The organism is Pseudofrankia coriaricola (assembly GCF_001854805.1).
Lineage (GTDB): Bacteria > Actinomycetota > Actinomycetes > Frankiales > Frankiaceae > Pseudofrankia.
Map to the genome: position 1 here is coordinate 274,981 of NZ_MBLO01000036.1, position 22,337 is coordinate 297,317.

Genomic DNA, 22,337 nt, shown 5'->3' on the forward strand with positions numbered 1-22,337 from the left:
GGGTCAGCCGCCGCGGGCGGCGACGAGGGCGCCCCGGTTGATCTTCGTTGCCTCGCTGCGGGGGATGGCGTCGAGGAACTCGATGGTCTTGGGAACCTTGTACGCGGCCAGGCGGCTCTTCGCGTAGGCGATGATCTCGGCTTCCGCCGGTGGCGCCGTCCGGTCGGTCGGCTCGACGAGGGCGTGCACCCGCCGGCCCCACTCCTCGTCGCGCAGTCCGATGACGACGACGTCGGCGATGGCCGGGTGGTCGATGAGCGCCGCCTCGACCTCCGCGGGGAACACGTTCGCACCCCCGGTTATGATCATGTCGACGCGACGGTCGGCCAGGTAGAGGTAGCCGTCCTCGTCGACGTGGCCCATGTCGCCGGCGGTGACGAAGCCGTCGTCGGTGGTGCGCAGCCGAGGAGCGGTGCCGAGGTACTGGTAGCCGCCGAAGTGGCCGCAGCGCAGGTAGACGTCGCCGATCTGGCCGGTCCGCAGCTCGTCGCCCTCCGGGTCGAGGATGCGGATCTCGGTACCGCGGATGCCGCGGCCGACGCTGCCCTGGTGGCCCATCCACTCGTCGCCGAACAGGGCCGTCCAGCCCAGGCCCTCGGTCATCCCGTAGATCATGAAGAGCTTCTCGGGGCCGATCAGCTTCGCCCAGCGGTGCACCAGCGACGGCGGCATCGGCGCCGCGCCCTGCATGACCCACTCGACGCTGGAGAAGTCGCGGCCGTCGACGCCGGGGAGGTCCGCCATCCGCTGCAGCATGGTGGGGGCGGCGGTGAAGTGGGAGATCCGGTGGCGCTCGATGGCGTCGACGGCCTTGGCGGCGTCGAACTTGGACAGCACGACCAGCCGATCACCGGCGAGCAGGTTGTACAGCGTGGTGAACCCGTTGGCGTGGTACATCGGGGCCAGCACGAGGATCGTCTGCGGCTGGGCCACCGGCCGCCAGGCGGCGATCATCGGAATGGCCATGCGGACGTCGTAGACCGCCGGCCGCTCCGCGACGATCACCTTCGGCAGGCCCGTCGAGCCGCTGCTGCAGATGCCCTGCAGGTGCGGCGCGGTGACCTCGGGCAGGTCGGGCACCGGGTCACCCTCGGTGGCGTCGATCCAGTCGAGGTCGGCCGCGCCCAGGTGGGCCTTGGGCGCGATGACCTCGAGGACACGCGCCAGCTCCCAGTCGGGCACGTCCCAGCGCACCGGCACCGGCACGGCGCCGACCTTCCAGGCCGCGAACGCCGCCAGCACGAACTGCGGCGAGTTGCGTAACCCGAGGCCGAGCCGGTCCCCGACGCCGACGCCGCGGGCCGCGAGCGCCGCGGCGAGCTGGCTGGACCGCCGGTCCAGCCACGCCCAGGTGTACGACGACTCGGTGCCGTCGAGCTCGACGCACCACAGCGCGGAGACATCCGGCAGCTCGACGCCGAGCTGGCGAATCCGGCTGCCAATGCCGACCGGGATGACCTCAGGGACGTCCATGGCGATCCTTCCACCGGCGGGGCGCGGCGACCGAACGCGCCGGCGTCCCTCCTCCGGGAGCACGGAGTTAGGCCGAACGACAGATGATCATGGTGAACTTCGCGCGCCCGGAGGCAATCCAGGAATCAGGGCCCGCGTGCTCAATGCCCTCTCGGGGGTGCGGCAGGCCGCACCCCCGAGGCTCGTGACGTCGACATCGAGGTCCTTCGGGGACGCCGACGTGGCCAGGCGACGTGGCTAGGCGACGTGGCTAGGCGACGATGCCGCGCAGCTTGAGATCCAGCACGGCGTCGAAGTCCAGGCCCAACTCGGCGAGGACCTCGTCGGCGTGCTCGTTGAAGTCCGGCGCGCGGTGCGCCGGCGCCGGCTCGTCGCCGAACTGCACCGGGACGGCGCTGAGGTGGAACGGGGTGCCGGCGGCGTTCTCGAGGTCCTGGACATAGCCGTTGGCGACGCTCTGCGGGTCGGCCGCGGCCTCCAGCGTGTGCTGCACGACCGTCCACTGGCCGGGGAAGTCCGCCAGGCGCTCCCGCCACTCCGCCAGCGGGCGGGAGGCGAACTCGGCGGCCAGCAGGTCGCTCGCCTCCGCCTTGTTCGCCATCAGGGACGCGTGGTCGGCGAAGCGCGGGTCGGTCGCGAGCTCGGGGCGGCCGACCGCGGCGCACGCCGCCGGCCAGTAGTGCCCGGCCTGCAGGCACGAGAAGCCGAGCCAGCGCCCGTCCTCCGTCCGGTAGCTGCCGACCAGCGGGTTGCTGCGGTGCCCCGACGGCGGGCCCTGCCACGGCGTCTTCATGAGCAGCGAAAGAGCGAGCGCCTGGCCCATGGCCCACATGCCAGTGCTCAGCAGCGAGACGTCCACCGTCGTCGTCTCGCCGGTGCGCTCACGGTGGAAGAGGGCGCCCATGATGCCGCCGGCGATCGTCATCGCCCCGATCGAGTCCCCGAAGCCGGGCGCGGGCGGGCCCACCAGATCCCCGGAGTCGGCCGGCGTGCTGCCCAGGGCGACGCCGGCCCGCTGCCAGAAGGCGAGGAAGTCGTACGCGCCGCGGTCGGCCTCGGGGCCGCGCTCACCCTGACCCGTGCCGCGGACGTAGATGATGTTCGGGTTGTGGGCGCGGATGTCGTCCAGCTCCACCTTCAGCTTCTTGCGCACCCGCGGCAGCTTGTTGGTGAGGAAGACGTCCGCGGTGGCGGCCAGCTTGTAGACGATGTCGAGGCCCTCGGGCGACGTGAGATCGAGCGCGAGGCTGCGCTTCCCGCGGTTGGAGTGCTCGAACAGCACGTGGACGCCCATGGGGATGCTGACGGTCCCCGAGCTGGCGAGGCCGCGCATCGCGTCGCCGCGCTCGACGTGCTCGATCTTGATGACGTCGGCACCCAGGTCCGCCAACAGTGCGGACGCGGCGGGCACGAACGTATGCTCCGCAACCTCAAGGATCCGCACGCCCTGCATCACCGCGGTCATCCAGTGCCTCCAGTCGCGCGCCGGCTGGCATCCGCCGGCCATGTTTCAACATCGACGTCGACTCATACTCCAGGTCGCGCCCCATGCGGCGCAAGAACAGCGCTGGTCGTCCGTTCGTCACGCTGCCGGCGGCGGGAATGTCTGGCCGGACAGAGCGGCGAGCGCGTGGACGAGCGACTGGGTCCCGTCGCGGCCGCGGCCCTGGCCCTGCAGGGCGACGTAGAGCTGGCCCGCGAGGGCGAGCCCGGGCAGGGCGAGACGGGCGCGCCGGGCCTCGGCGAGCGCGATGCCGAGGTCCTTGACGAAGTGATCGACGAAGAACCCCGGGGCGAAGTTGCCGGCGACGATCCTGGGCGCGAGGTTCGACAGCGACCAGCTGCCCGCCGCCCCGCCCGAGACGGACTCGAGCGCCCGCTCGACGTCCAGGCCCGAGCGGTAGGCGTAGAGCAGCGCCTCGGTCACGCCGACCATCGTGGACGCGATCAGGATCTGGTTGACCATCTTGGTGTGCTGCCCGGCGCCGGCCCCGCCCTGCCGAATGATCGACTTCCCCATCGCGTCGAGGCACGAGCGAACCGCCTCCACGACCTCCGCCGGGCCGCCAACCATGATCGACAGGGTGGCGTCGCGGGCGCCGACATCGCCGCCGGAGACCGGCGCGTCCAGCGCGTGCACGCCGCGCGCCGCGGCCGCCCCGGCGACCTCGATGGCGAGCGCGGGCTCACTTGTCGTCATGTCCACCAGGACCGCGCCCGGCCGGGCGCCGGCGAGCGCGCCATCCGGCCCGAGCAGCACCTCGCGCACATCCTCGGGGAATCCGACCATCGAGAACACCACGTCGCTGGCCGCGGCGACCCCGGCCGGGGTATCGGCCCAGGTCGCACCCTCGTCGAGCAGCGCCTTGGCGCGCTCCGGAGTCCTGGTGGTCACGGTGAGCGGGTAGCCGGCGCGCAGCAGGTGCCCGGCCATGGCGGCGCCCATGACGCCGGTGCCGATCCACCCGACCCGGGTCGACGACGGCGAGGCCGGAGCGGGCGGCGCGGAGGCCGCCGCCTCAGAAGAAGACGAGGCGGAAGAGGACGAGGTGGAGTCAGACACGTCTCACCACCCTAATAGTCCATCCGAATAGTCCGTGGCCACGGGACCGACGGACCGGAACCAGCCCGCGAGCCGCCGGCCTCGTCGCCAGCCGGCCGCCGGGCTGCCCGCGGGGACCGCTCGGCCGCCGCTGGGGCCGCCAGCGGCCCGCGACCGCGCGTGGGTCAGCCATCCGGAGCGGCATGCCGGCGACAGCAAATGAGTGTACGTTTACTTATCGGCTGCCCCGCGCGGACGGCCAGGAGGGTCCGCCCGGCCGACACCGCGCCGGTATGCGCCCAATGAGGGTGATCTGACCAGCCCCGGCAGCCGATCAGGCGACCGCGGTGGCGGCTGTCACTACGGTGTTACCAGAGACAACTCCCAGTACTGCAACAGGAGCGGCTGGCATGCGTGACGCAGTGATCGTGGAGGCCGTCCGGACACCGGTCGGCAAGCGCAACGGCGGGCTCTCGAGCGTGCACCCGACCGACCTGTCGGCGCTCGTGCTCGCCGCCCTGGTGGAGCGGGCGGGCGTGGACTCGGCGCTGGTCGAGGACGTCGTATGGGGCTGCGTCGGCCAGGTCGGCGAGCAGACCTTCGACATCGGCCGCAACGCGGCGCTGGCCGCCGGCTTCCCGGAGACCGTCACCGGCGTCACCGTCGACCGGCAGTGCGGCTCTTCCCAGCAGGCCGTGCACTTCGCGGCCGCCGGGGTCGTCGCCGGCCACTACGACGTCGTCATCGCGGGCGGCGTCGAGTCGATGTCCCGGGTGCCGATGGGCGCCTCGCTACTCGACAAGTCGCCGTTCGGTGAGCGCTACCTGGCTCGGTACAACGGAGTTTTCCCGAACCAGGGCGTCGGCGCGGAGATGATCGCCGAGCGCTGGGGCCTCTCGCGCACCCAGTGCGACGAGTTCTCGATCGCCTCGCACGAGAAGGCGGCCGCGGCGCAGGACGACGGCCGCTTCGACGCGCAGATCGTGCCGGTGACGCTGGCCGACGGCACCGTCATCAGCAGGGACGAGGGCATCCGCCGCGGCGGCACCGTCGAGGGCCTGGCCAAGCTGAAGTCGGTGTTCAAGCCGGCCGAGGAGGGCGGCGTGATCACCGCCGGCAACTCCTCGCAGATCTCCGACGGCTCGGCCGCACTGCTGATCATGACCGGCGAGAAGGCCGCCGAGCTGGGGCTCACCCCCATCGCCCGGATCCACAGCGTCGCGCTCGCCGGCTCGGACCCGGTCATCATGCTGACCGCGCCGATCCCGGCGACGCAGAAGATCCTGGCACGCTCAGGCCTGAGCCTCGGCGACATCGGCGCGTTCGAGGTGAACGAGGCGTTCGCCCCGGTCCCGCTCGCCTGGCTCGCCGACATCGGCGCCGACGCGAAGGCGCTGAACCCGAACGGCGGCGCGATCGCGCTCGGCCACCCGCTGGGCGGCTCCGGCGCCCGGATCATGACGACGCTGGTCAGCCACATGCGGGACAACGGGATCCGCTACGGCCTGCAGACCATGTGCGAGGGCGGCGGCCAGGCCAACGCCACCATCCTCGAACTGCTGTGACATTGGTTCGCTCCGTCCGGGCGGCGCGCTCCGGCCCCTTCCCTTGCTTCGCGGCGGGAAGGGACCTCCGCGCGCCGTCCTCCTCCGCTCACGTGCGCTACGGCGACCTCCGCTGCGGCACCCCTACATCGCTTCGCTCGTAGGGATGCCTCCGCGGAGGCGCGCCTCCGCGCCAGCACGGTGACGACCCGCTTGAACGTCGCGAGACCACGACGAGCCACGGGCGGGGCACATCGCTTCGCTCGTGGCCGGGCCTCCGCGGAGGCGCGCCTCCGCGCCAGCACGGTCACCACCCGCTGAACGTCACGAACTGACCTGGTCGCTGGGCCGCCGGTCGCCGGACCGCCGGCCGAGGTCGCCTCGCGCAGTCGCCCGCGCGACTCCGGGTGAAGCCGGTTGAGCCAAGGCTTGACGAGGAAGTGATTGGGCACTAACTTCGAGCCATGGCTACAGGGACGAGGCAGACCGCGGAGGAGCGCCGCACGTCGGTGCTCGCGGCGGCCGTGGCGGAGTTCGCCCGGGGCGGGCTGGAGGGCACGTCGACTGAGACGATCGCCGCGGCGGTCGGGATCTCCCAGCCGTACCTGTTCCGGTTGTTCGGCTCGAAGAAGGGCCTGTTCCTGGCGGCGGTGCGGGAGACGTTCGCCCGGACGGTCGCCGCGTTCGAGAGCGCGGCGGGTGAGCGGTCCGGGCAGGAGGCGCTGACCGCCATGGCCGAGGCCTACAACGGCCTGCTGGCCGAGCCCAGCTACCTGCTCATGCAGATGCAGGCCTACGCGGCCTGCGGCGACCCGGACATCCGGGCCGCGACCCGGCGAGGGTTCCGCGACCTGTGGTACGCCGTCGAGCGCCTCGCCGGCCTGGACGTCGACGTGCTGCGCGCGTTCTTCGCCATGGGGATGCTCTGCAACGTCTCCGCGGCCATGGACCTGCCGGCCGTCGACGAGCGCTGGGCCCAGATCATCTGCCCTCCCGACGAGCCCGACTCGGGCAACTCGGGCATGAAGGCCAGCAAGGAGGCCCTCGTCAAAGGCTTCATGGGCACCACCACCGAGCCGGACGCCGACGCCGACGCCGACGCCGACTGAAGTATTGGGCTCTTTGGCCCCGGTAGGGAAGCGTCCTTCCCCTATCTGAGTGGAGATCGACGGCCACCGCCCAGGAGCCACTCCCGCCGACAGCTCCATCGGCCTGCGCACCTTCGCTGAACGGCAAGACATTGCTGTGCCCGCACAAGCTAGTGGTCAGTCACTACCTCGAAGGGAAACCGATGACCACCGACCGGAGCCGTCTCACCTGGACCTTCGTGATCACGTGCATCGCCGCGTTCATGACCTCCCTGGACAACCTGGTGGTCACGATGGCGCTGCCGTCGATCCGCGAGGGTCTGCACGCCAGCCTGGCCGAACTGGAATGGACGGTGAACGCCTATACCCTGACGTTCGCCGTCCTGCTGCTGCCCGCCGCGGCACTGGGCGACCGCCTCGGCCGCCGCCGCCTCTTCGCCATCGGCCTGTCGATCTTCACCGTGGCCAGCGCCGCCGCCGCGCTGGCGCCGAGCGTCGGCGCTCTCATCGCCGCCAGGGCCGTGCAGGGCGTGGGCGGGGCGATCGTGTTGCCCTTGTCGATGACCCTGCTGTCGGCCGCTGTCCCCCCGGCGCGCCGGGGGGCCGCCCTCGGCGTCTGGGGTGCCGTGTCCGGCCTGGCCATCGCGTTGGGACCGCTCGTCGGCGGGGCCATCACGCAGGGCGCCGCCTGGCAGTGGATCTTCTGGCTGAACGTCCCGCTGGGCCTCGCCGCGATCCCGCTGGCGTTCGCCCGCCTCACCGAGAGCCGCGGGGCCGAAAGCCGGCTGGACATCGCCGGTACCGTCCTGGTCAGCCTGGGGCTGTTCGGGATCGTCCTCGGCCTGGTCCGCGGCCAGGACCATGGCTGGACCAGCGCCGGCGTCCTCGGCGCCATCGTCGCCGGCGTGGCGGGGCTCGCCGCCTTCGTCGCCTGGGAGCTGCGGTCCGAGCGAGCCGGACGCGCCCCGATGCTGCCGCTGAGCCTGTTCCGCGGGCGGGGGTTCGCGGCGGTCAACGCCGTCTCGGTCTTCTTCTCCTTCGGGATGTTCGGCTCGATCTTCCTGCTCTCCCAGTACCTGCAGAACGTCATGGGCTACTCGCCGCTGGGCGCCGGGCTGCGCACCCTGCCCTGGACCGCGATGCCGCTGATCGTGGCGCCGATCGCCGGCCCGCTGTCCGACCGCATCGGCGGGCGCCCGCTGATGATCGCCGGACTGACCATGATGACCGGCGGGCTGCTGTGGATGCGCGCCGAACTGGCCCCCGACACGACGTTCCTGGCCCTGGTGCCCGCCTTCATCATCGCCGGCATCGGCATGGCCCTGTTCTTCGTCCCCGTCGCCAACGTGGTCATGGGGTCCGTGCCGCCCGAGTACGAGGGGGTCGCGTCCGGGACCAACAACGCGGTCCGCGAGGTCGGCGGGGTGTTCGGAATCGCGGTCCTGGCCTCGGTGTTCGCCGCGGCCGGCGGCTACGCCAGCGCCATCGACTTCACCCACGGGCTGCACGTCGCCCTTCTCGTCGGCGCGGCCGTCACCGGGGCCGGAGCGCTTGGCTCCCTGCTCGTGCCCCGGCGACAGACGGCCGCCGTCACCGAGCTCGCCGACGGCGACGCCGTTGAACCCGCGCCGGCCCTCCGCCTCGACCTCGAGCCCGCCAAGTCCTGACCGTCCCGCTGCGGAGGTTCTTCGGCCCCTTCGAAGGGCGGCCGGGCGACGGACGGCACCCCGATCCACCCGCGCAAGCCAACCGATAGCACTGAAGGTGCCGAGCGAGGGTCCGGCCCAGGCCAGCGAGAGCCGACCGTTCCCACCTCCGGTACAGATCTCGAGAAGGTCAGAGCCCCGTACCCGGCAGATCCGGGACGGGGCTCTGACCTGTCTCACCAGGCGCGCCCCGGGGCACGCGACAACTAGTCGGGGATGGCGCGCAGGTGGCGGGCCATGGTGAGCAGGCCGTTCGCGTTCATGTCCATCACCCGGCTGTGGATGTCATAACAGCCGGGCCGGATCTCCTCGATGCACGTCGCTCGAACCCGAACTCCTCGGGCGGACGGCCGGCCACGGCGTTCAGCCCGACATTGGTGATGACCTGGTCGCCGTAGAGCCAGGACATCGTCCCGTCGTCGCGACGGACGAACCGCGGCGCTTTCTCCCGGTACCGCGCCGGCAGCCTGCCCTCGAAGAGGTGGGCCGGCTCGACGACGTGGTCGTCCACGCTCACCATGACTAAGTCAGCGACGTCCACGGGACACCTTCCTTCTCACCGATGAGGTCGATCACAAGCCGCCGGCCGAGCTCGGAGGACTCGATGTCCGGCGAGTTGGCGTCGAGGGACTGCGCCCAGATGCGCGCGGCGCGGACGCCGTCCTCGGCCTCGAACGCGGCGACCAGTTCCGGGAAGAGCGCGACAAGGCGATGTGTCTCCGCGAGCCACGCCGGGTCGGTGATGGCCGAGCCCGCGGGGTTCGCCTGGGCGTCCGTGCGGACCCACTGCAGGACTTCGGCGATGACGGCGAGCGCCGGATTTCTCGTGGCGCCGAAGATGACCTTGCGTGCCGTCGTCCAGACCTCCGACAGGTCGGAGGCGTCCCGCGGCCGTGCCGCCAGGTCCGCGGCGAACGACCGTAGCGTAGCCAGCGAGGCCGGATCCATCCTGGCCACCGCCAGCTCGATCATGGAAGGCTCGATCATCGCGACGGCGCGGAAGAAGTCTCCCATCGTGGCGTGCCGGGCCTGCATGACCGTGCTGGCCAGCTGCACCGCCACCCGCGGCGACGGATGCCGGATCTGGGGCCCGTTGCGGTCGCCGGCACGCAGGTCGACGAGGAACTCCATCTCCAGGGTCCGGAGCGCCTCCCGCAACGTCGGCCGCGAGACCCCGAACTGCGCGGCCAGGTCCGGCAGACCCGGCAGCCTGTCCCCGTCGCCCAGCCGCCCCTCGGCGATACGGGCCCTGATCTCGTCGGCGACCGTCGCGGCCAACCGGTTCGGCTGCCCTGGCTTCGAGGACTGCCCCGCCGCGGCGGAGTCGTTCCGCGGCCGCCACAGCGGGACGACGTCGATCGACTGGCGGCTGCGACCCCGGTCGACGAGGAGCGGGCTGGTGACGGCCAGGTAGTCGGCCCACGCCCTTCTCGCCATCGCCCCGTCGCGCCGCCGGGCGGCGTCCAGGAACGCGCTGTGGCAGGCGGTGACCGTCCGCGCGATCTCCTCCGCTGACGCCGGGCCCGAGGGGGCGACGGCCGCGTACACCTGTCCCGCGTAGACATCGCGGAAGATTCCGGCGACGAGCCCGACCGAGCGGTTGCCAGACCGTTCGGTGACCGCCGTGTCGAACCCCGCCGCGGCCATGACGAACGCCAGCGGATCATCCTCGGCCGCGCGTTCCTGGTCGTGAAGCCGCCCGAGAGCGTGCAGGTCCGCGGCGGAGCAGCGAACCGCGAACCGCTCGGCGAGTGGCGGCTCGAGCACCGCCCGGGCCTCCTCCAGATCCGCCAGCGTCGTTCCCCGCAACTGCAGGAGAAGCGCGAGGTAGCGGCCGATCGAGGCAAGCCCGGGGCGGCGGACGACGGCGCCGCCACCGCGGCCGCGCCGGACCTCGACCAGCGACTGCGACTCGAGGACCCGCAGCGCCTCGCGCACGGTCTCCCGCGACACGTCGAAGGTGGCCGTGAGCTCCGCCTCGGTCGCCAGCTGCTGGTCGGCGACGAGCTCACCGGACAGGATCTGCCGCCGCAGCTCCATCGCGACGAGGTGCGAGACCTTCGCCTCGCGCGGCGCCCGTGCCGGCCTGTCGGCGCCTGCCGAACCGACGTCGGCGGGTTGGGCGATCATGCGGTCAGTACCATCGCGCCGCACTGCGGGTAGAGCCCGCTGGTGACGACCGCGACCTCGGCGCCCGGTACCTGCCGCTGGCCGCACCGGCCCCTCAAGCGCTGCAGCATGAGCCGCCCCGCGGCGGCGCCGTCCCTGTAGAAGCGCGAGATGTCGTCCGGCCACGGCCGCGGCCGCTGGTTCGTCACTGCCAGGTCTCCACGTCTGCCCCGCCCGTCTTTCCCGTCGACACCAGCAGACAACCGCAGACGAGGCACCTCGTCAACTGTTTGCCGCTCGCAGAGCGGCCCAGGTCGTCGCCATGTGCGGGAAACCAAGGCTTGACGGCCAGCCTCGTCAGATGTTTATGTGTGCCATCCGAGATCGACACCGAGATCACACGGTGGTCGAGGTGACGTTCGGCAAGATCCGCAACGTCCGCATGACCGGCACGAGCATCCCGATCGACGGGGGATCCATGGCCAAGTGGCCGAACGGGCCCGGCCAGTAACGCCTCTGGGGACGGAGGCCGCCCGAACCAGCTGTTCCACCTGCCTGGCCAGACACAGAAGTTGCCACCTTCGATCAAACGTGGAAGGTCGACATGTCGTACAGCGAACGGGCACCCGTCGACGAGGAACGTCGTCGCCTCTTACACGAGCGAGCGGCATGCCCTCGGGAGCACTTCGCCGCGCTTCGGGCCCAGGGGCCGACGACGCCGCTGCTCGAGAACGACACCATCACCTGTCTGCTGGGCCGCCGCGACGTCGAAGACGCGCTGAAGAACTGGCAGGACTTCACGTCCGACTTCGGTGGGGTCATGGGGAGCGAGGAGCCGCTCATCCCCCTTAATGTCGACCCGCCGCTGCACGCGAAGTACCGCCGGCTGCTCGACCCCTACTTCGGGCCGCGCAGGATGAAGGCGCTGCAGCCCGCGGTGGAGAAGCACACGAACGACCTGATCGACGCCTTCATCGACCGCGGCGGCTGCGACTTCTCCCAGGAGGTCGCGGTGCCGCTGCCGTGCTCGACGTTCCTGAGCCTTTTCGGCCTGCCGTTGGAACAGCGCGACGCGCTGGTGCGCTGGAAAGACATCATGATCCGCCCAGACGTCGTCGCCGAAGATCCGAGCCAGGCGCAGCAGCTCCAGCTCGAAACGGCCATGGAGATCTACGGCCGGTTCACCGAGGAGATGGCCGACCGCCGTGCGAACCCGCGTGACGACCTGATCACCTATCTCACGCAGGCGGAGGTCGAGGGGCAGAAACTCACCGACAGCGAGATAGTGCGCATCTGCTTCCTGCAGCTGTCCGCCGGGCTGGACACCGTGACCATCTCCCTGGAGTGCATCTTCGCCTTCCTCGCCGGCCACGACGACGCGCGCGGGATGCTGGTCGAGGAGCCGGGCTCGGAGGTCGACCTCATCGAGGAGCTCCTGCGCTGGGAGACGCCGGTGCAGGCGGTCGGGCGCCAGGCCACCCGGGACATCACGCTCCGGGACGGCACCGTGATCCCCAAGGGGACGGACGTCAACCTCATGCTCGCCTCCGCCAACGTCGACCCGGACGGGCTGGCGGGCGCCGACGAGGTGGACGTGCGGCGCGGCGAGATGCGCAACTTCGCGTTCGGAGGCGGACCGCACCGCTGCCTCGGATCAAATCTGGCGCGCATGGAGCTGCGCACGGTGGTGCGGGTCTGGCACGAGCGAATCCCCGAGTACTCGCTACAGCCGGGCACGGACGTGGAATGGAACAGCTCGCTGTTGCGTGGCGTCGACCACCTGCGGCTCGCCTGGCCGGCAGGAGCGACGTCATGAAGATCTGTATCGACTCCGACCTGTGTGCCGGGCACGCCCGCTGCTGGGAGACGGCGCCCGACCTCCTCGTCGACGACGAGGACGGGCGCGGCGTCGTGCGCGCCCCCGGCGCCGACATTCCCCCTGAGCTCGAGGCGCAGGCCCGCAAGGCCGCCAGCGTGTGCCCGGAAGGCGCGGTCGTCCTCTCGAACTGAGGACTGGGACATCAATTAGCCGGCTACCTCGCGCGGGCGCGGGAGATGCCCTTTTGGGGCGATTGATGCCGAAGAACGAGAAGGAGACGACCGAAGCAATGCCTGACTACGGCACGACCGATTTCTTCCTGGGCCCGGATCTCGTCGAGAACCCGTATCCGTACTTCGAGTACCTGCGTGGCCAGTGCCCCGTGCACCGGGAGAGCCAGCACGGCGTCGTGATGGTCACCGGTTTCGAGGAGGCCGTCGAGATCCAGAACGACGCGGAGCGGTATTCCTCGTGCAACTCGGTGGCCGGCCCGTTGTTCCCGTTCCCGGTGCCGCTCGAGGGCCACGACGTCAGCGCGCTGATCGAGGCGCATCGCTACGAGCTGCCGTTCAGTGACATGTTGCTGTGCCTCGACCCGCCGGAGCACACGGCCCATCGTGGGCTGCTGATGCGGCTGATCACGCCGAAGCGCCTGCGGGAGAACGAGGCGTACATGCGTCAGGTCGCCGAGCGCCAGATCGACACGTTCATCGACAAGGGCGGGTGTGATTTCATCCGTGACTTCGCCACTCCGTTCACACTGCTCATCATCGCGGATCTGATCGGCGTTCCCCCGGAGGACCGGGACGGGTTCCTGGAGGGTATGTCCCAGCCCACGGGCGGTGGCGTCGGCAGCACGACGGGCGAAGCGATGGGCGCCAACCCGCTCGCCTGGCTCTACGAGAAGTTCGCCACGTATGTCGAGGACCGCCGTCGCAACCCGCAGGACGACGTGCTCACCGGTCTGGCGACCGCCACGTTCAAGGACGGCTCCCTGCCCGAGGTCATGGACGTCGTGCGCATCGCCGCGATCATCTTCGCGGCCGGCCACGAGTCCAGCACGCGCTTCCTCTCCAGCGCGTTCAGGATTCTCGCCGAGGAGCCGGAGGTCCAGGCCAGGCTGCGCGCCGAGCCAGGGCTCATCCCGAACTTCATAGAGGAGACCCTGCGCATGGAGAGCGTGGTCAAGGGCGACTTCAGGCTCGCCAGGGTCCCGACGGAGGTCGGCGGGACGGAGATCCCCGCCGGCAGCCACGTGTTCCTGCTGCACGGAGCGGCCAACCGGGACCCCAGGAAGTTCGAGGACCCGTCGGAGTTCCAGCTGGAACGCCCCAACGCGCGCCAGCACCTCGCCTTCGGGCGGGGCGTGCACACCTGCCCGGGTGCCCCGCTCGTGCGCAGCGAGGCGGCCGTCGCCATCGAGCAGCTCCTCGCCCGTACCAGCGACATCCGCTTCTCGGAGGAAATCCACGGCCCCGCCGGGGCGCGCCGGTTCAACTACGTTCCCTCGTTCGTGCTGCGCGGCCTCACCGGCCTCACGCTTGAGTTCGACCCGCGGGGCGCCGCCGCATGACGGACCCTGTCCGTCAGCCGCGGGTCGGACTTCTCTACCGGCAGACCGACACCTCGATGCCGCTGGTCGAGCTCGCCCGCGCCGCCGAGGAACGCGGCTTCGACTGCATCGTCGTCGGCGAGCACACCCACATCCCGGTAAGCCGTATGTCCCCGTTCCCCGGCACCATCGACGGCGAGCTGCCGGACGCGTACCCCCATTTCCCCGACCCGTACGTCGCGCTCGCGTTCATCGCCGCGCGGACCTCGCTGCGGATCGCCGCGGGGATCGCCCTCGTCGCCCAGCACGACCCGATCGCGCTCGCGAAGACCATCGCGACGCTCGACCATCTGTCCGGCGGGCGGTTCACCCTCGGCGTGGGGTTCGGCTGGAACCAGGAGGAGCTCGCCAACCACGGGAAGGACTTCACCGACCGCCGGGAGATCGTCCGCGAGCACATCGAGCTGATGAGGGCGCTGTGGACGCGGGAGGAGGCCGAGTACCACGGCCGGCACGCCAACCTCGAGCGCAGCTGGTCCTGGCCGAAGCCCGCGCAGGGCTCGGTACCCGTGCTTCTCGGCGTCCAGGGCGGCGACCGCGGCTTCGAGGCGATCATCGGTTGGGCCGACGGCTGGCTGCCCGGCGGGAGCCACGGGAGGTGGCTGGCCGCCAAGCTGGGCGAGCTGCGCAGCAGGTGGGTCGACGCCGGCCGTCCCGCGTCCGGCCCCATCGTGTGGCCGATGCAGGACGTGGTCGACGACGACCGGCTGCGCGTCCAGCTCGAGCGCTTCCACGAGCTCGCGGTCGACCAGGTCGTTCTCGACATCCCGACCACCACCCGCGAGGAGATCCTGCCGCTGCTCGACCGCTACGCGAAGGTCGTCACGACCGAATGGGGCCACCGATGAGGGCGGAGGTCGACGCGAGCGCCTGCGCCGGCCACGGCGTGTGCGTGGGCCACGCTCCCGACGTGTTCGAGCTGACCGACGAGGGCTACTCCGTCGTGCGGGTGGACGAGGTCCCGGCCCAGTACGAGGCAGCTGTCCGCCTGGCGGTCAAACAGTGCCCGACGTACTCCATCACGATCACAGGAGGCATGGGTAACGATGTCTGAGCAGCCAGCGGGCACGTTGAGCGGCAAGGTCGTCATCATCACGGGCGCGGCTTCGGGGATGGGACGGGCGGCCGCGGTCCGGTGCGCCGAACTGGGCGCGGCGGTGGTCGCCGCCGACCTGAACGCGGACGGCGCGGCCGCCGTCGCCGGCGAGATCGAGTCGTCCGGCGGTACGGCGCTCGGCTTCGGCGTCGACCTGACCGTCGAGGACGAGGTGACCGCGCTCGTCGACGCCGCGGTCGCTCGGTTCGGCACGGTGCATGGCCTGCACAACAACGCCTACGCGGTTCATCCGGGAGCGGCGGTCGACCTGGTCAACACGACCCTGGAGGCGTGGGACTGGACGATCCGGACGTGCCTGACCAGCCAGTTCCTGTGCTGCCGCGCCGCGCTCCCCCACATGCTGCGGGGCGGCGAGGGATCCATCATCAACGTGTCCTCCGGCAACGGGCTGGCCGGCGCGGCGGGCGCCGCGGCCTACGGCGCGGCGAAGGCCGGCAGCATCATGCTGACCAAGTACATCGCCACCCAGTACGGCAAGTCCGGCGTCCGGTGCAACACGCTGGTGCCCGGCTGGACCATCGGGACCGGCTGGACGGGCGAGGACAACTACACCGACAGCCAGCAGAAGCTGTTCGACCGCGCGCTGGACGACGTGTGCATGCCCCGCCTCGCGCTGCCCGAGGACATCGCCCCCGTCGTCGCGTTCCTCTTCTCCGACGAGGCCAGGTACCTGCAGGCCGCCACCATCGACGTCAACGGCGGACTGCTGGCCCACATGCCCGGCGCGGCCGGCAGGCCTGCCCGGCCCACCCCGGCCGACACATGAGCTCGCCGCGGGCGATGGCGGCGGCGAGCGAGCAGGCCCGGGCGGTGCACCGGATGCTGCGTGACCAGCGCGGCGCCGCCCGTGCGTCGGCCCCTCCGTCACGCGCCGCGCAGCTCGCCATGGCCGAGGAGATCGGCAACAGCACGTCCGAGCCGGACGGGGTGACGTTCGAGGATGTCGACGCTGGCGGGGTGCCCGCGCAGTGGGCGCGGCCCGACGGCGCGCCGACGAACAGGGTGCTCCTCTACCTCCACGGCGGCGGCTACTGCTTCTGCTCGGTCCGCTCCCACCGCAGGCTCGTCGGGCACCTCGCCAGGGCGGCGGGCCGCCAGGCACTGAGCGTGGACTACCGGCTGGCGCCCGAGCACCCCCATCCCGCCGCCGTGACGGACGCCCTGACCGCCTACCGGTGGCTCCTCGAACAAGGCCTCGACCCCGCCCACCTGGCCGTCGCCGGTGACTCGGCCGGCGGCGGGCTCGCCGTCGCGCTCCTGCTGAGGGCGAGGAACGAGGGCCTGCCGCCTCCGTCGGGCGCGGTGCTCCTGTCGCCCTGGGTCGACCTCGCCATGACGGCCGACAGCCTGACCAGCCGAGCCGACGTCGACGTACGCCAGAGCCCCGCCGAGACGCGGTGGTGCGCGGGCCAGTACCTCGCCGGTCAGGACCCGCGTGACCCCTACGCGTCGCCGCTCTACGCCGACCTCACCGGCCTGCCGCCCCTGTACATCCAGGCCAGCGACTGGGACACGCTCGTCGACGACGCGCATCGCCTGGCCGAGAAGGCCCGGCGCCTCGGGGTCGACGTCCGCCTCGATCTCTTCCCAGAGATGCCGCACGCGCATCAGCTGTGGGCGGGCACCATCCCCGAGGCCGACGACGCCGTCGCCCGCGTCGGCGAGTACCTGCGAGAAAGGGAAACCTCATGACAGGCGCGGCCACGTTCCCGGGCGTCGGCGTGCTCTATCGCGCGACGGACCAGATGCCGTTCCTCGAGCTCGCCTACGCCGCCGCCGATCGGGGCTTCGCCTCACTCGTCCTCGGTGAGCACACCCACATTCCCCTCAGCTCCGACCCCGCCTGCTTTCCGGGCGCCGGGGACACCATCCCTCCGACTTACCCGCGGCTGCTCGACCCGTACATGGCGCTCTCGTTCGTCGCCGCGCGGACTCCCATGAAGATTGCGACCTGTACGTCCCTTCCCGCCCAGCACGACCCGATTGCCCTGGCCAAGGCCCTCGCGACGCTCGACCACCTGTCCGGGGGGCGCCTCACGCTCGGCGTGGGATACGGCTGGAACGCCGACGAGCTGGTCAGCCACGGGCACGAGTGGAAGAACCGGCGGGCGATCGTGCGGGAACACGTCGAGCTCATGCGGGCGCTGTGGACCGAGACCGAAGCCGAATACCACGGCCAGTACGCCAACCTCGAGCGCAGCTGGTCCTGGCCGAAGCCGGCGCAGTCCTCGATCCCGGTGCTCCTGGGCGCCGCCGGGCGCGGCCTCGCGATGGAGGCGATCGTCCAGTGGGCCGACGGCTGGATGCCGGGCGGAAGCATCAGCTGGATCGCGAACCGGCTCGTGGAGCTTCGACGCCGGTGGTCCGAGGCCGGACGCCCAGAGTCCGGCCCAGTCATCTGGGTGGTCCAGGACCCCATTGACGACGACAGGTTCCAATCCCGGCTGGAACGCCTTGCATCACTGGGTGTCGCCGAAGTTGTGGTCGCCTTCGACACGGTGGACAAGGACGAGATTCTACCGGTTCTCGATCGCTACGCGAAGCTGATCGCGACGAACGCCGGCTGATCCTGACCCCGCGACGAGTCAGGGCACGGGACCTGGCGGCACACAGGGCTGGAATCAAACAGGGCTGGAATGACACAGGACTGGGATCAAACAGGAAGGGACCACTCATGGTCGAGGACATCATCCTCTCAGCGGACGGGCATTTCGTCGAGCCCACGGATCTGTTCACCAGCCGTCTTCCGAAACACCTGCGGGAACTCGCGGTCTGGGAGGAGGACTTCGAGATCGAGCCGCTCGGGGAAGATGGAAACCACCATTTCCGGAAGCTGCACACGCCGGGCTTCGAAGGCTGGGCATACGCCCGTTACCGTCACCACGACGGAACGCCGCAGTACGGCGACCCCGCCCGGATCATCGAGGACCTCGACCACGAGGGCGTCCGGGCGACGCTGATGCATCCCAACCACGCGCTGTTCGGGTTGTTCACCCACGACCATCACGAGCTGTCGATGGCGCACGCCCGGGTCTACAACGACTACGCGGCGGAGGTCTTCGGGCCGTACCGCGATCGGGTGATCACCACCATGCCCATCCCGATGAGCGATCTCGACGACGCCGTCGCCGAGATCGAGCGGGTGGCCGCCCTGGGGGCACGAGCGCTCATCCTTCCGGCGACGTCGCCGATCCCGTACACCTCACGAGCGCTCGACCGGGTGTGGGCGGCGGCGCAGGCCCACGGGATGGTCATCGCCTTCCACGTGGCGACCGGCGGCGTGAAGGTGCGCAAGGACGCGGCGCCGACACTCCAGGCGATGATTGCCACTGCTCAGGCCCAGAACCGCGAGGTGCTGGACGACCAGCTAATCGTCGACCGCTTGATGGGTGCGGCCGTGCTGGGCCCCGTGGCCGCACAGCGGATCGTCGTGTCGCTGGTCGGTGCCGGGGTGCTCGAGCGGTTCCCAGATCTTCACTTCCTGCTGGTGGAGTTCAACGCCAACTGGCTCGTCTCGACGATGGCCGCGATGGACAAGGCCTGGACGCTCGGAGTCGGGCAGAACCGCGACTTCTGGGCCGGCACGTGGGACGACGCCCGCGCCGCCGACGACCAGCCGGGCATGGCCCAGCTGTTCCGGCTCAACGAGCGCTGGCCGTACCCGCTCATGCCGAGCGAGTACGTCCAGCGCCAGATCCACGTCTCCTTCCAGGAGGACCCCATGGCGATCGCCTGCCGGCACGTCACCGGCATCTCCACGCTGCTGTGGGGCATGGACTACCCGCATGCCGAAGGGACCTTCGGGCGCAGCCGCCAGGTCATCGACTACCTGTTCAAGGACGTCGAGCCCGAGGAGCGCCAGGCGATCCTCGGCGGCACGCTGGGCGGGCTGCTCGGCCTGCACGCCCCAAGCCCGGCCTGAGTCCTGGATCGGGCCTCCGGACGCGCCAGCGGCTTGGCCACTTCCCCTGTCGGCCTCCCGGCACTTTTCCCGGCGCCCCCTCAGACCGAAGCCGCGCACCCGCTTCGCGCACCGAGACAACCCGCGAGATAGGACGACCATGCAGCGTCTCGACACCTCCCGTATCGGCACGCCCCATAGACGACTCCGACACCGCCCGGAGGTGGTGCTCTTAACCCTGCCCTTGGCCGCGGTCACCTTCCTGGCCGCCGGCTGCGGAGGCGACGGAAAGGCCGACACCGCCGGCCGTGTGCGTGCGCGGCGGACTGATCACAGTCCTGGACGACAAGGGTGTACCCACCGTTACAAGCCCATCGGCCAGTCCCCGATCGAGGGCTGACAGGATCCGGAAGGCCCCCGACAGTCCGCCGACGCGGACTGTCGGGGGCCGCCGCCCGCCGCCTGCCGACCGCGGGCCCGACCTGAACCTCAGTCGGGGATCGCGCGCAGGTGGCGGGCCATGGCAAGCGGGGTGACGGTCAGGACGCCGGAGTCGACGGGCAGGGTGACGCCGGTGACCCAGCGGGCGTCGTCGCTGGCGAGGAAGCCGACCGCCGCGGCGACGTCCCAGCCGGTGCCCTCCGTGCCGAGCAGGCCGGCCTCCTTGCGCAGCGTGTCGACGTAGTCCGAGGACTGGCCGGGGATCGACAGCACCATCGGCGTGACGATGTGGCCGGGGGCGATGGCGTTGACCCGGATGCCCTGGCGGCCGTGGGCGTAGGCCATCTCGACGGTCATCGCGAGCATGGCGCCCTTGGCGGCCGAGTAGGCGATCGTGCCGTCCCCGCGCAGCCCGGAGATCGACGCGATGTTGACAACCGAGCCGGAGCCCTGCGCCGCCATCACCGGGAGCGTGTACTTGCAGGCCAGGAACATCGTGCGCAGGTTGATGTCCAGCGCCTTGTCCCAGGCCTCCTCGGTGATGTCGATGACCGTGCCGACCGAGGCCATGCCGATGTTGTTGACCAGGATGTCGATGGTTCCGAACGCGTCGACGGCGGCCTTCGCCATCGCCTCGCAGGCGGCGGCCTTGGTGCAGTCGCCGGCGAAGACCTCCGCCTTCCCGCCCTCGGACTCGATCAGCTTCTTCGTCTCCTCGGCCCGGTCCGCGAACAGGTCGACGAGCAGCACGCTCGCACCCTCGCGCGCGAGCACCACCGCGCTGGCCTTGCCCGTGCCGACGCCCGGGCCGGGCGTCGAGCCGGCCCCCGTCACGATCGCGACCTTGCCCTCGACCCGACCGGCCATCTGTCGCACCCCTTCCTCGATATCTCGAACGGACGGCGGCTGAGCACCGCCCGTCGTCTCCGTTGCCGACCCGTACGCGGCGCGCGCCCTACGGCATCCGGGTGAGCAGCGCCGCGCCGGCCTCGTAGCCGCCGACGCTGGTGACGGCGGCGACCCGCGCGCCCGCGACCTGCCGCTCGCCGCACTCACCACGCAGCTGGCGGACCGCCTCGGCGGTGTGGCCGAACGCGGCGTGCAGCCGGCCACCGGAGAGCTGGCCGCCCCAGGTGTTCATCGGCAGCTCCCCGCCGAGCCCGATCCGCTTACCGCCCTCGACGAACGAGCCGGCCTCCCCCGGCCCGCAGAAGCCCATCGCCTCCAGCCACCACACGGCCTCGATGGCGAAGCCGTCATAGATCTCGGCCACGTCGACGTCGGCCGGCCGCAGGTCGGTGCGCGCCCACATCGCGGCCGCGGTGGCGTAGCCGACCCGGCCCATGTCCTCCCACTGCTCCCAGCTCGGCCGCCCGTCGACGACGCCGGCCATCGCCTCGATGGCCACCGGCGCCCGCAGGTCCGCGGCCGTCTCGGCGGCGGACACGACGATCGCGGTGGCGCCGTCGGCGGGCACGTCGCAGTCGTACAGGCAGATCGGCGTCGAGATCATCCTGGACGCCAGGTAGTCCTCGACGGTGAGCGGCGAGCGGTAAACCGCGTCCGGGTTGAGCGCGGCGTGCGCACGCTGGGTCACCGGGATCCAGGCCAGCTGCTCGCGAGTGACGCCGTACTCGTGCATGTACCGGGTGGCGTACGGGGCGATCTGGCAGACGGGCGAGAGCGCGCCGACCGGCAGCAGCCAGGCCAGCGGCCCCGCGGCCGTCGGGTTCGTCGAGCCGTACGCCGGGCGGCCGCCGGCGTTGCGGGCCGCGCTGCCTTCCTTGACCGTGCGCCAGATGACGACGTGGCGGGCCTGGCCGGTCGCGACCGCCATGGCCGGCCCATAGAACGGCAGGCACATCCCCTCGACGATCCCCTGCCGCCAGGACGTCGTGATCCGCAGTGCGTCCTGGATCTCGTAGAGGTCGCCGTTGGCGTAGCCGGGGACGTTGGCCTTGCCGCCGCCGGGGAACATCGCCAGCCCGTCGACGTCGTCGAGAGTCAGCCCAGCGTCCGCGACCGCCGCGAGAATCGCGTCGAGGGTCAGCTGGAACCCCGAGCGGTCGACCTGGCGCCCGATCGCCGACTGGCCGACGCCGGAGATGACCGCCCGCCGCTCGAACAGTTCGCCGCCCATCCCGCTCACTCCCCACCGTCGCCGGTGCCGCCGATGCCATCGCCGACGTCGGCCACCGCGACGAAGCTGGGGACGGCGTAGCCGCCGGGCCCCGGCTCGAAACCGACCTCGACGGTCATCCCGACCGCCGCGTCCTCGGGCGGGCAGCCGCGCAGCCGGCCGAACACCCGCACGCCCGGGTGGTCGGCCCACTCGACCAGCACCAACGCGTACGGCACCTCGAGCCCCGGCATCCAGCGCTGGTAGTTGACGGTGAAGCTGTAGACGTGGCCCCGCCCGGTGATCTCGACGTGCTCCACGGCGCGGCTCCGGCAGGCGCGGCACATCCCGTACGGCGGGAACGACTCGGCCCCGCAGCCGGCGCAGCGCTCCACGAGCAGGCGGCCCTCGGCCGCCGCCTCCCAGAAGGCGGCGGTCTCCTCGGTGACGGCGGGCGGTATGCCTACGGTCGCGGTCACGGGTCCCCTCTGGTCGGTGCTGGGTCTGCAAGGGCCTACCAGTACTGCCGGCCAGTGCTGCCGGTGCCGGTGCACGTGCTGGGCCGCGAGGTGGTGGCCCGCGCGGCCACGGCGCCGCTCGGAGGTACACACGGCCGGGCGCGGTCCAGGCGCCCACGGCACCGACCAGTCGCGCCGGCCCTCCGCCCTGGTCATCCCGCCGGCCGGAGCAGTAGCGGGGACGACTTGCGGAGTGTACGCTCACTTCGCAATCTAGCGCCACGCCGCCGGTCCACGCGCGGGATTCCCGCCAGGCCGGCGCCCCGGGCACGGCCTTGCCCTGGCGTGCCCGCCCGGCGGCGCTTCACCATTGAGCCGCTTCACCACAGAGCACCGCTGGGCCGGCGG

Annotated in this window: 21 protein-coding genes; 12 read left to right on the forward strand and 9 right to left on the reverse strand. The window is 71.3% G+C overall.

Translation table 11 applies throughout. The features are described from left to right. Nucleotides 1-3 precede the first annotated feature (3 nt). From BCD48_RS07485 to BCD48_RS07495, 3 genes are all read right to left on the reverse strand, one after another. A complete protein-coding gene (locus BCD48_RS07485) occupies nucleotides 4-1,473 on the reverse strand; it encodes a class I adenylate-forming enzyme family protein (protein WP_071047540.1) in 1,470 nt (489 codons plus the stop codon). A 250-nt stretch (nucleotides 1,474-1,723) separates the two neighbouring features. Then, entirely contained in the window at nucleotides 1,724-2,938 is a 1,215-nt protein-coding gene (locus tag BCD48_RS07490; protein ID WP_071047541.1) for a CaiB/BaiF CoA transferase family protein, read from the reverse strand. Between the two features lie 117 nt (nucleotides 2,939-3,055). Then, nucleotides 3,056-4,036: an NAD(P)-dependent oxidoreductase gene (locus BCD48_RS07495; RefSeq protein ID WP_083418291.1), complete on the reverse strand. Its 981-nt coding sequence runs from the start codon at nucleotides 4,034-4,036 to the stop codon at nucleotides 3,056-3,058. 389 nt (nucleotides 4,037-4,425) lie between these two features. Here BCD48_RS07495 and BCD48_RS07500 point away from each other — a divergent pair, with 389 nt between their 5' ends. From BCD48_RS07500 to BCD48_RS07510, 3 genes are all read left to right on the forward strand, one after another. Further along, complete coding sequence (locus BCD48_RS07500) at nucleotides 4,426-5,580, forward strand: thiolase family protein (protein ID WP_071047543.1); 1,155 nt, start codon at nucleotides 4,426-4,428, stop codon at nucleotides 5,578-5,580. Between the two features lie 443 nt (nucleotides 5,581-6,023). After that, entirely contained in the window at nucleotides 6,024-6,668 is a 645-nt protein-coding gene (locus tag BCD48_RS07505; RefSeq protein ID WP_071047544.1) for a TetR/AcrR family transcriptional regulator, read from the forward strand. Nucleotides 6,669-6,850: 182 nt separating this feature from the next. After that, the gene (locus BCD48_RS07510) at nucleotides 6,851-8,314 is read left to right on the forward strand and encodes a DHA2 family efflux MFS transporter permease subunit (protein ID WP_071047545.1); all 1,464 of its coding nucleotides are present in this window, start codon (nucleotides 6,851-6,853) and stop codon (nucleotides 8,312-8,314) included. 307 nt (nucleotides 8,315-8,621) lie between these two features. Here BCD48_RS07510 and BCD48_RS07515 read toward each other — a convergent pair whose 3' ends face one another. Genes BCD48_RS07515 through BCD48_RS07525 form a run of 3 tightly spaced genes read right to left on the reverse strand, consistent with a single transcriptional unit; the run spans nucleotide 8,622 to nucleotide 10,671 of the window. Then, entirely contained in the window at nucleotides 8,622-8,894 is a 273-nt protein-coding gene (locus BCD48_RS07515; RefSeq protein ID WP_198543132.1) for a hypothetical protein, read from the reverse strand. Further along, nucleotides 8,876-10,483 (reverse strand): FadR/GntR family transcriptional regulator, encoded by a 1,608-nt coding sequence (locus tag BCD48_RS07520; RefSeq protein WP_071047547.1) that lies wholly within the window; start codon nucleotides 10,481-10,483, stop codon nucleotides 8,876-8,878. The genes BCD48_RS07515 and BCD48_RS07520 overlap by 19 nt, the downstream gene beginning before the upstream one ends. Beyond that, nucleotides 10,480-10,671 carry a hypothetical protein gene (locus tag BCD48_RS07525; protein WP_071047548.1) on the reverse strand — a complete coding sequence of 64 codons (192 nt, stop codon included), beginning with the start codon at nucleotides 10,669-10,671 and terminating at the stop codon, nucleotides 10,480-10,482. Before BCD48_RS07525 ends, BCD48_RS07520 begins: the two co-directional genes overlap by 4 nt. 395 nt (nucleotides 10,672-11,066) lie before the next feature. Here BCD48_RS07525 and BCD48_RS07530 point away from each other — a divergent pair, with 395 nt between their 5' ends. The 9 genes from BCD48_RS07530 to BCD48_RS07570 all read left to right on the forward strand — a co-directional run bounded on the left by BCD48_RS07530 (nucleotide 11,067) and on the right by BCD48_RS07570 (nucleotide 18,932). Further along, nucleotides 11,067-12,278, forward strand: a complete 1,212-nt coding sequence (locus BCD48_RS07530) for a cytochrome P450 (protein ID WP_071047549.1) — start codon at nucleotides 11,067-11,069, stop codon at nucleotides 12,276-12,278. Beyond that, the gene (locus BCD48_RS07535; RefSeq protein WP_071047550.1) at nucleotides 12,275-12,472 is read left to right on the forward strand and encodes a ferredoxin; all 198 of its coding nucleotides are present in this window, start codon (nucleotides 12,275-12,277) and stop codon (nucleotides 12,470-12,472) included. Before BCD48_RS07530 ends, BCD48_RS07535 begins: the two co-directional genes overlap by 4 nt. Before the next feature lie 65 nt (nucleotides 12,473-12,537). Next, entirely contained in the window at nucleotides 12,538-13,854 is a 1,317-nt protein-coding gene (locus tag BCD48_RS07540) for a cytochrome P450 (RefSeq protein WP_083418292.1), read from the forward strand. Further along, on the forward strand, nucleotides 13,851-14,741 hold the full coding sequence (locus tag BCD48_RS07545; protein WP_071047551.1) for an LLM class F420-dependent oxidoreductase: 891 nt from the start codon (nucleotides 13,851-13,853) through the stop codon (nucleotides 14,739-14,741). Before BCD48_RS07540 ends, BCD48_RS07545 begins: the two co-directional genes overlap by 4 nt. Beyond that, complete coding sequence (locus tag BCD48_RS07550; protein ID WP_071047630.1) at nucleotides 14,738-14,947, forward strand: ferredoxin; 210 nt, start codon at nucleotides 14,738-14,740, stop codon at nucleotides 14,945-14,947. The genes BCD48_RS07545 and BCD48_RS07550 overlap by 4 nt, the downstream gene beginning before the upstream one ends. Beyond that, nucleotides 14,940-15,776, forward strand: coding sequence for an SDR family NAD(P)-dependent oxidoreductase (locus BCD48_RS07555; RefSeq protein WP_071047552.1), 837 nt, complete (start codon nucleotides 14,940-14,942; stop codon nucleotides 15,774-15,776). The genes BCD48_RS07550 and BCD48_RS07555 overlap by 8 nt, the downstream gene beginning before the upstream one ends. Further along, nucleotides 15,773-16,702: an alpha/beta hydrolase gene (locus BCD48_RS07560; RefSeq protein WP_083418293.1), complete on the forward strand. Its 930-nt coding sequence runs from the start codon at nucleotides 15,773-15,775 to the stop codon at nucleotides 16,700-16,702. Before BCD48_RS07555 ends, BCD48_RS07560 begins: the two co-directional genes overlap by 4 nt. Next, on the forward strand, nucleotides 16,699-17,577 hold the full coding sequence (locus BCD48_RS07565) for a TIGR03619 family F420-dependent LLM class oxidoreductase (RefSeq protein ID WP_071047553.1): 879 nt from the start codon (nucleotides 16,699-16,701) through the stop codon (nucleotides 17,575-17,577). Before BCD48_RS07560 ends, BCD48_RS07565 begins: the two co-directional genes overlap by 4 nt. Nucleotides 17,578-17,684: 107 nt before the next feature. Next, entirely contained in the window at nucleotides 17,685-18,932 is a 1,248-nt protein-coding gene (locus BCD48_RS07570) for an amidohydrolase family protein (protein WP_071047554.1), read from the forward strand. A 468-nt stretch (nucleotides 18,933-19,400) separates the two neighbouring features. Here the strand turns inward: BCD48_RS07570 and BCD48_RS07575 are convergent, their stop codons facing one another. The 3 genes from BCD48_RS07575 to BCD48_RS07585 all read right to left on the reverse strand — a co-directional run bounded on the left by BCD48_RS07575 (nucleotide 19,401) and on the right by BCD48_RS07585 (nucleotide 21,950). Continuing rightward, on the reverse strand, nucleotides 19,401-20,219 hold the full coding sequence (locus tag BCD48_RS07575; RefSeq protein WP_083418295.1) for an SDR family NAD(P)-dependent oxidoreductase: 819 nt from the start codon (nucleotides 20,217-20,219) through the stop codon (nucleotides 19,401-19,403). A gap of 88 nt (nucleotides 20,220-20,307) precedes the next feature. Further along, a complete protein-coding gene (locus BCD48_RS07580) occupies nucleotides 20,308-21,492 on the reverse strand; it encodes a thiolase family protein (RefSeq protein WP_071047556.1) in 1,185 nt (394 codons plus the stop codon). 5 nt (nucleotides 21,493-21,497) lie between these two features. Continuing rightward, the gene (locus BCD48_RS07585) at nucleotides 21,498-21,950 is read right to left on the reverse strand and encodes a Zn-ribbon domain-containing OB-fold protein (RefSeq protein ID WP_071047557.1); all 453 of its coding nucleotides are present in this window, start codon (nucleotides 21,948-21,950) and stop codon (nucleotides 21,498-21,500) included. Between the last annotated feature and the right edge of the window lie 387 nt (nucleotides 21,951-22,337).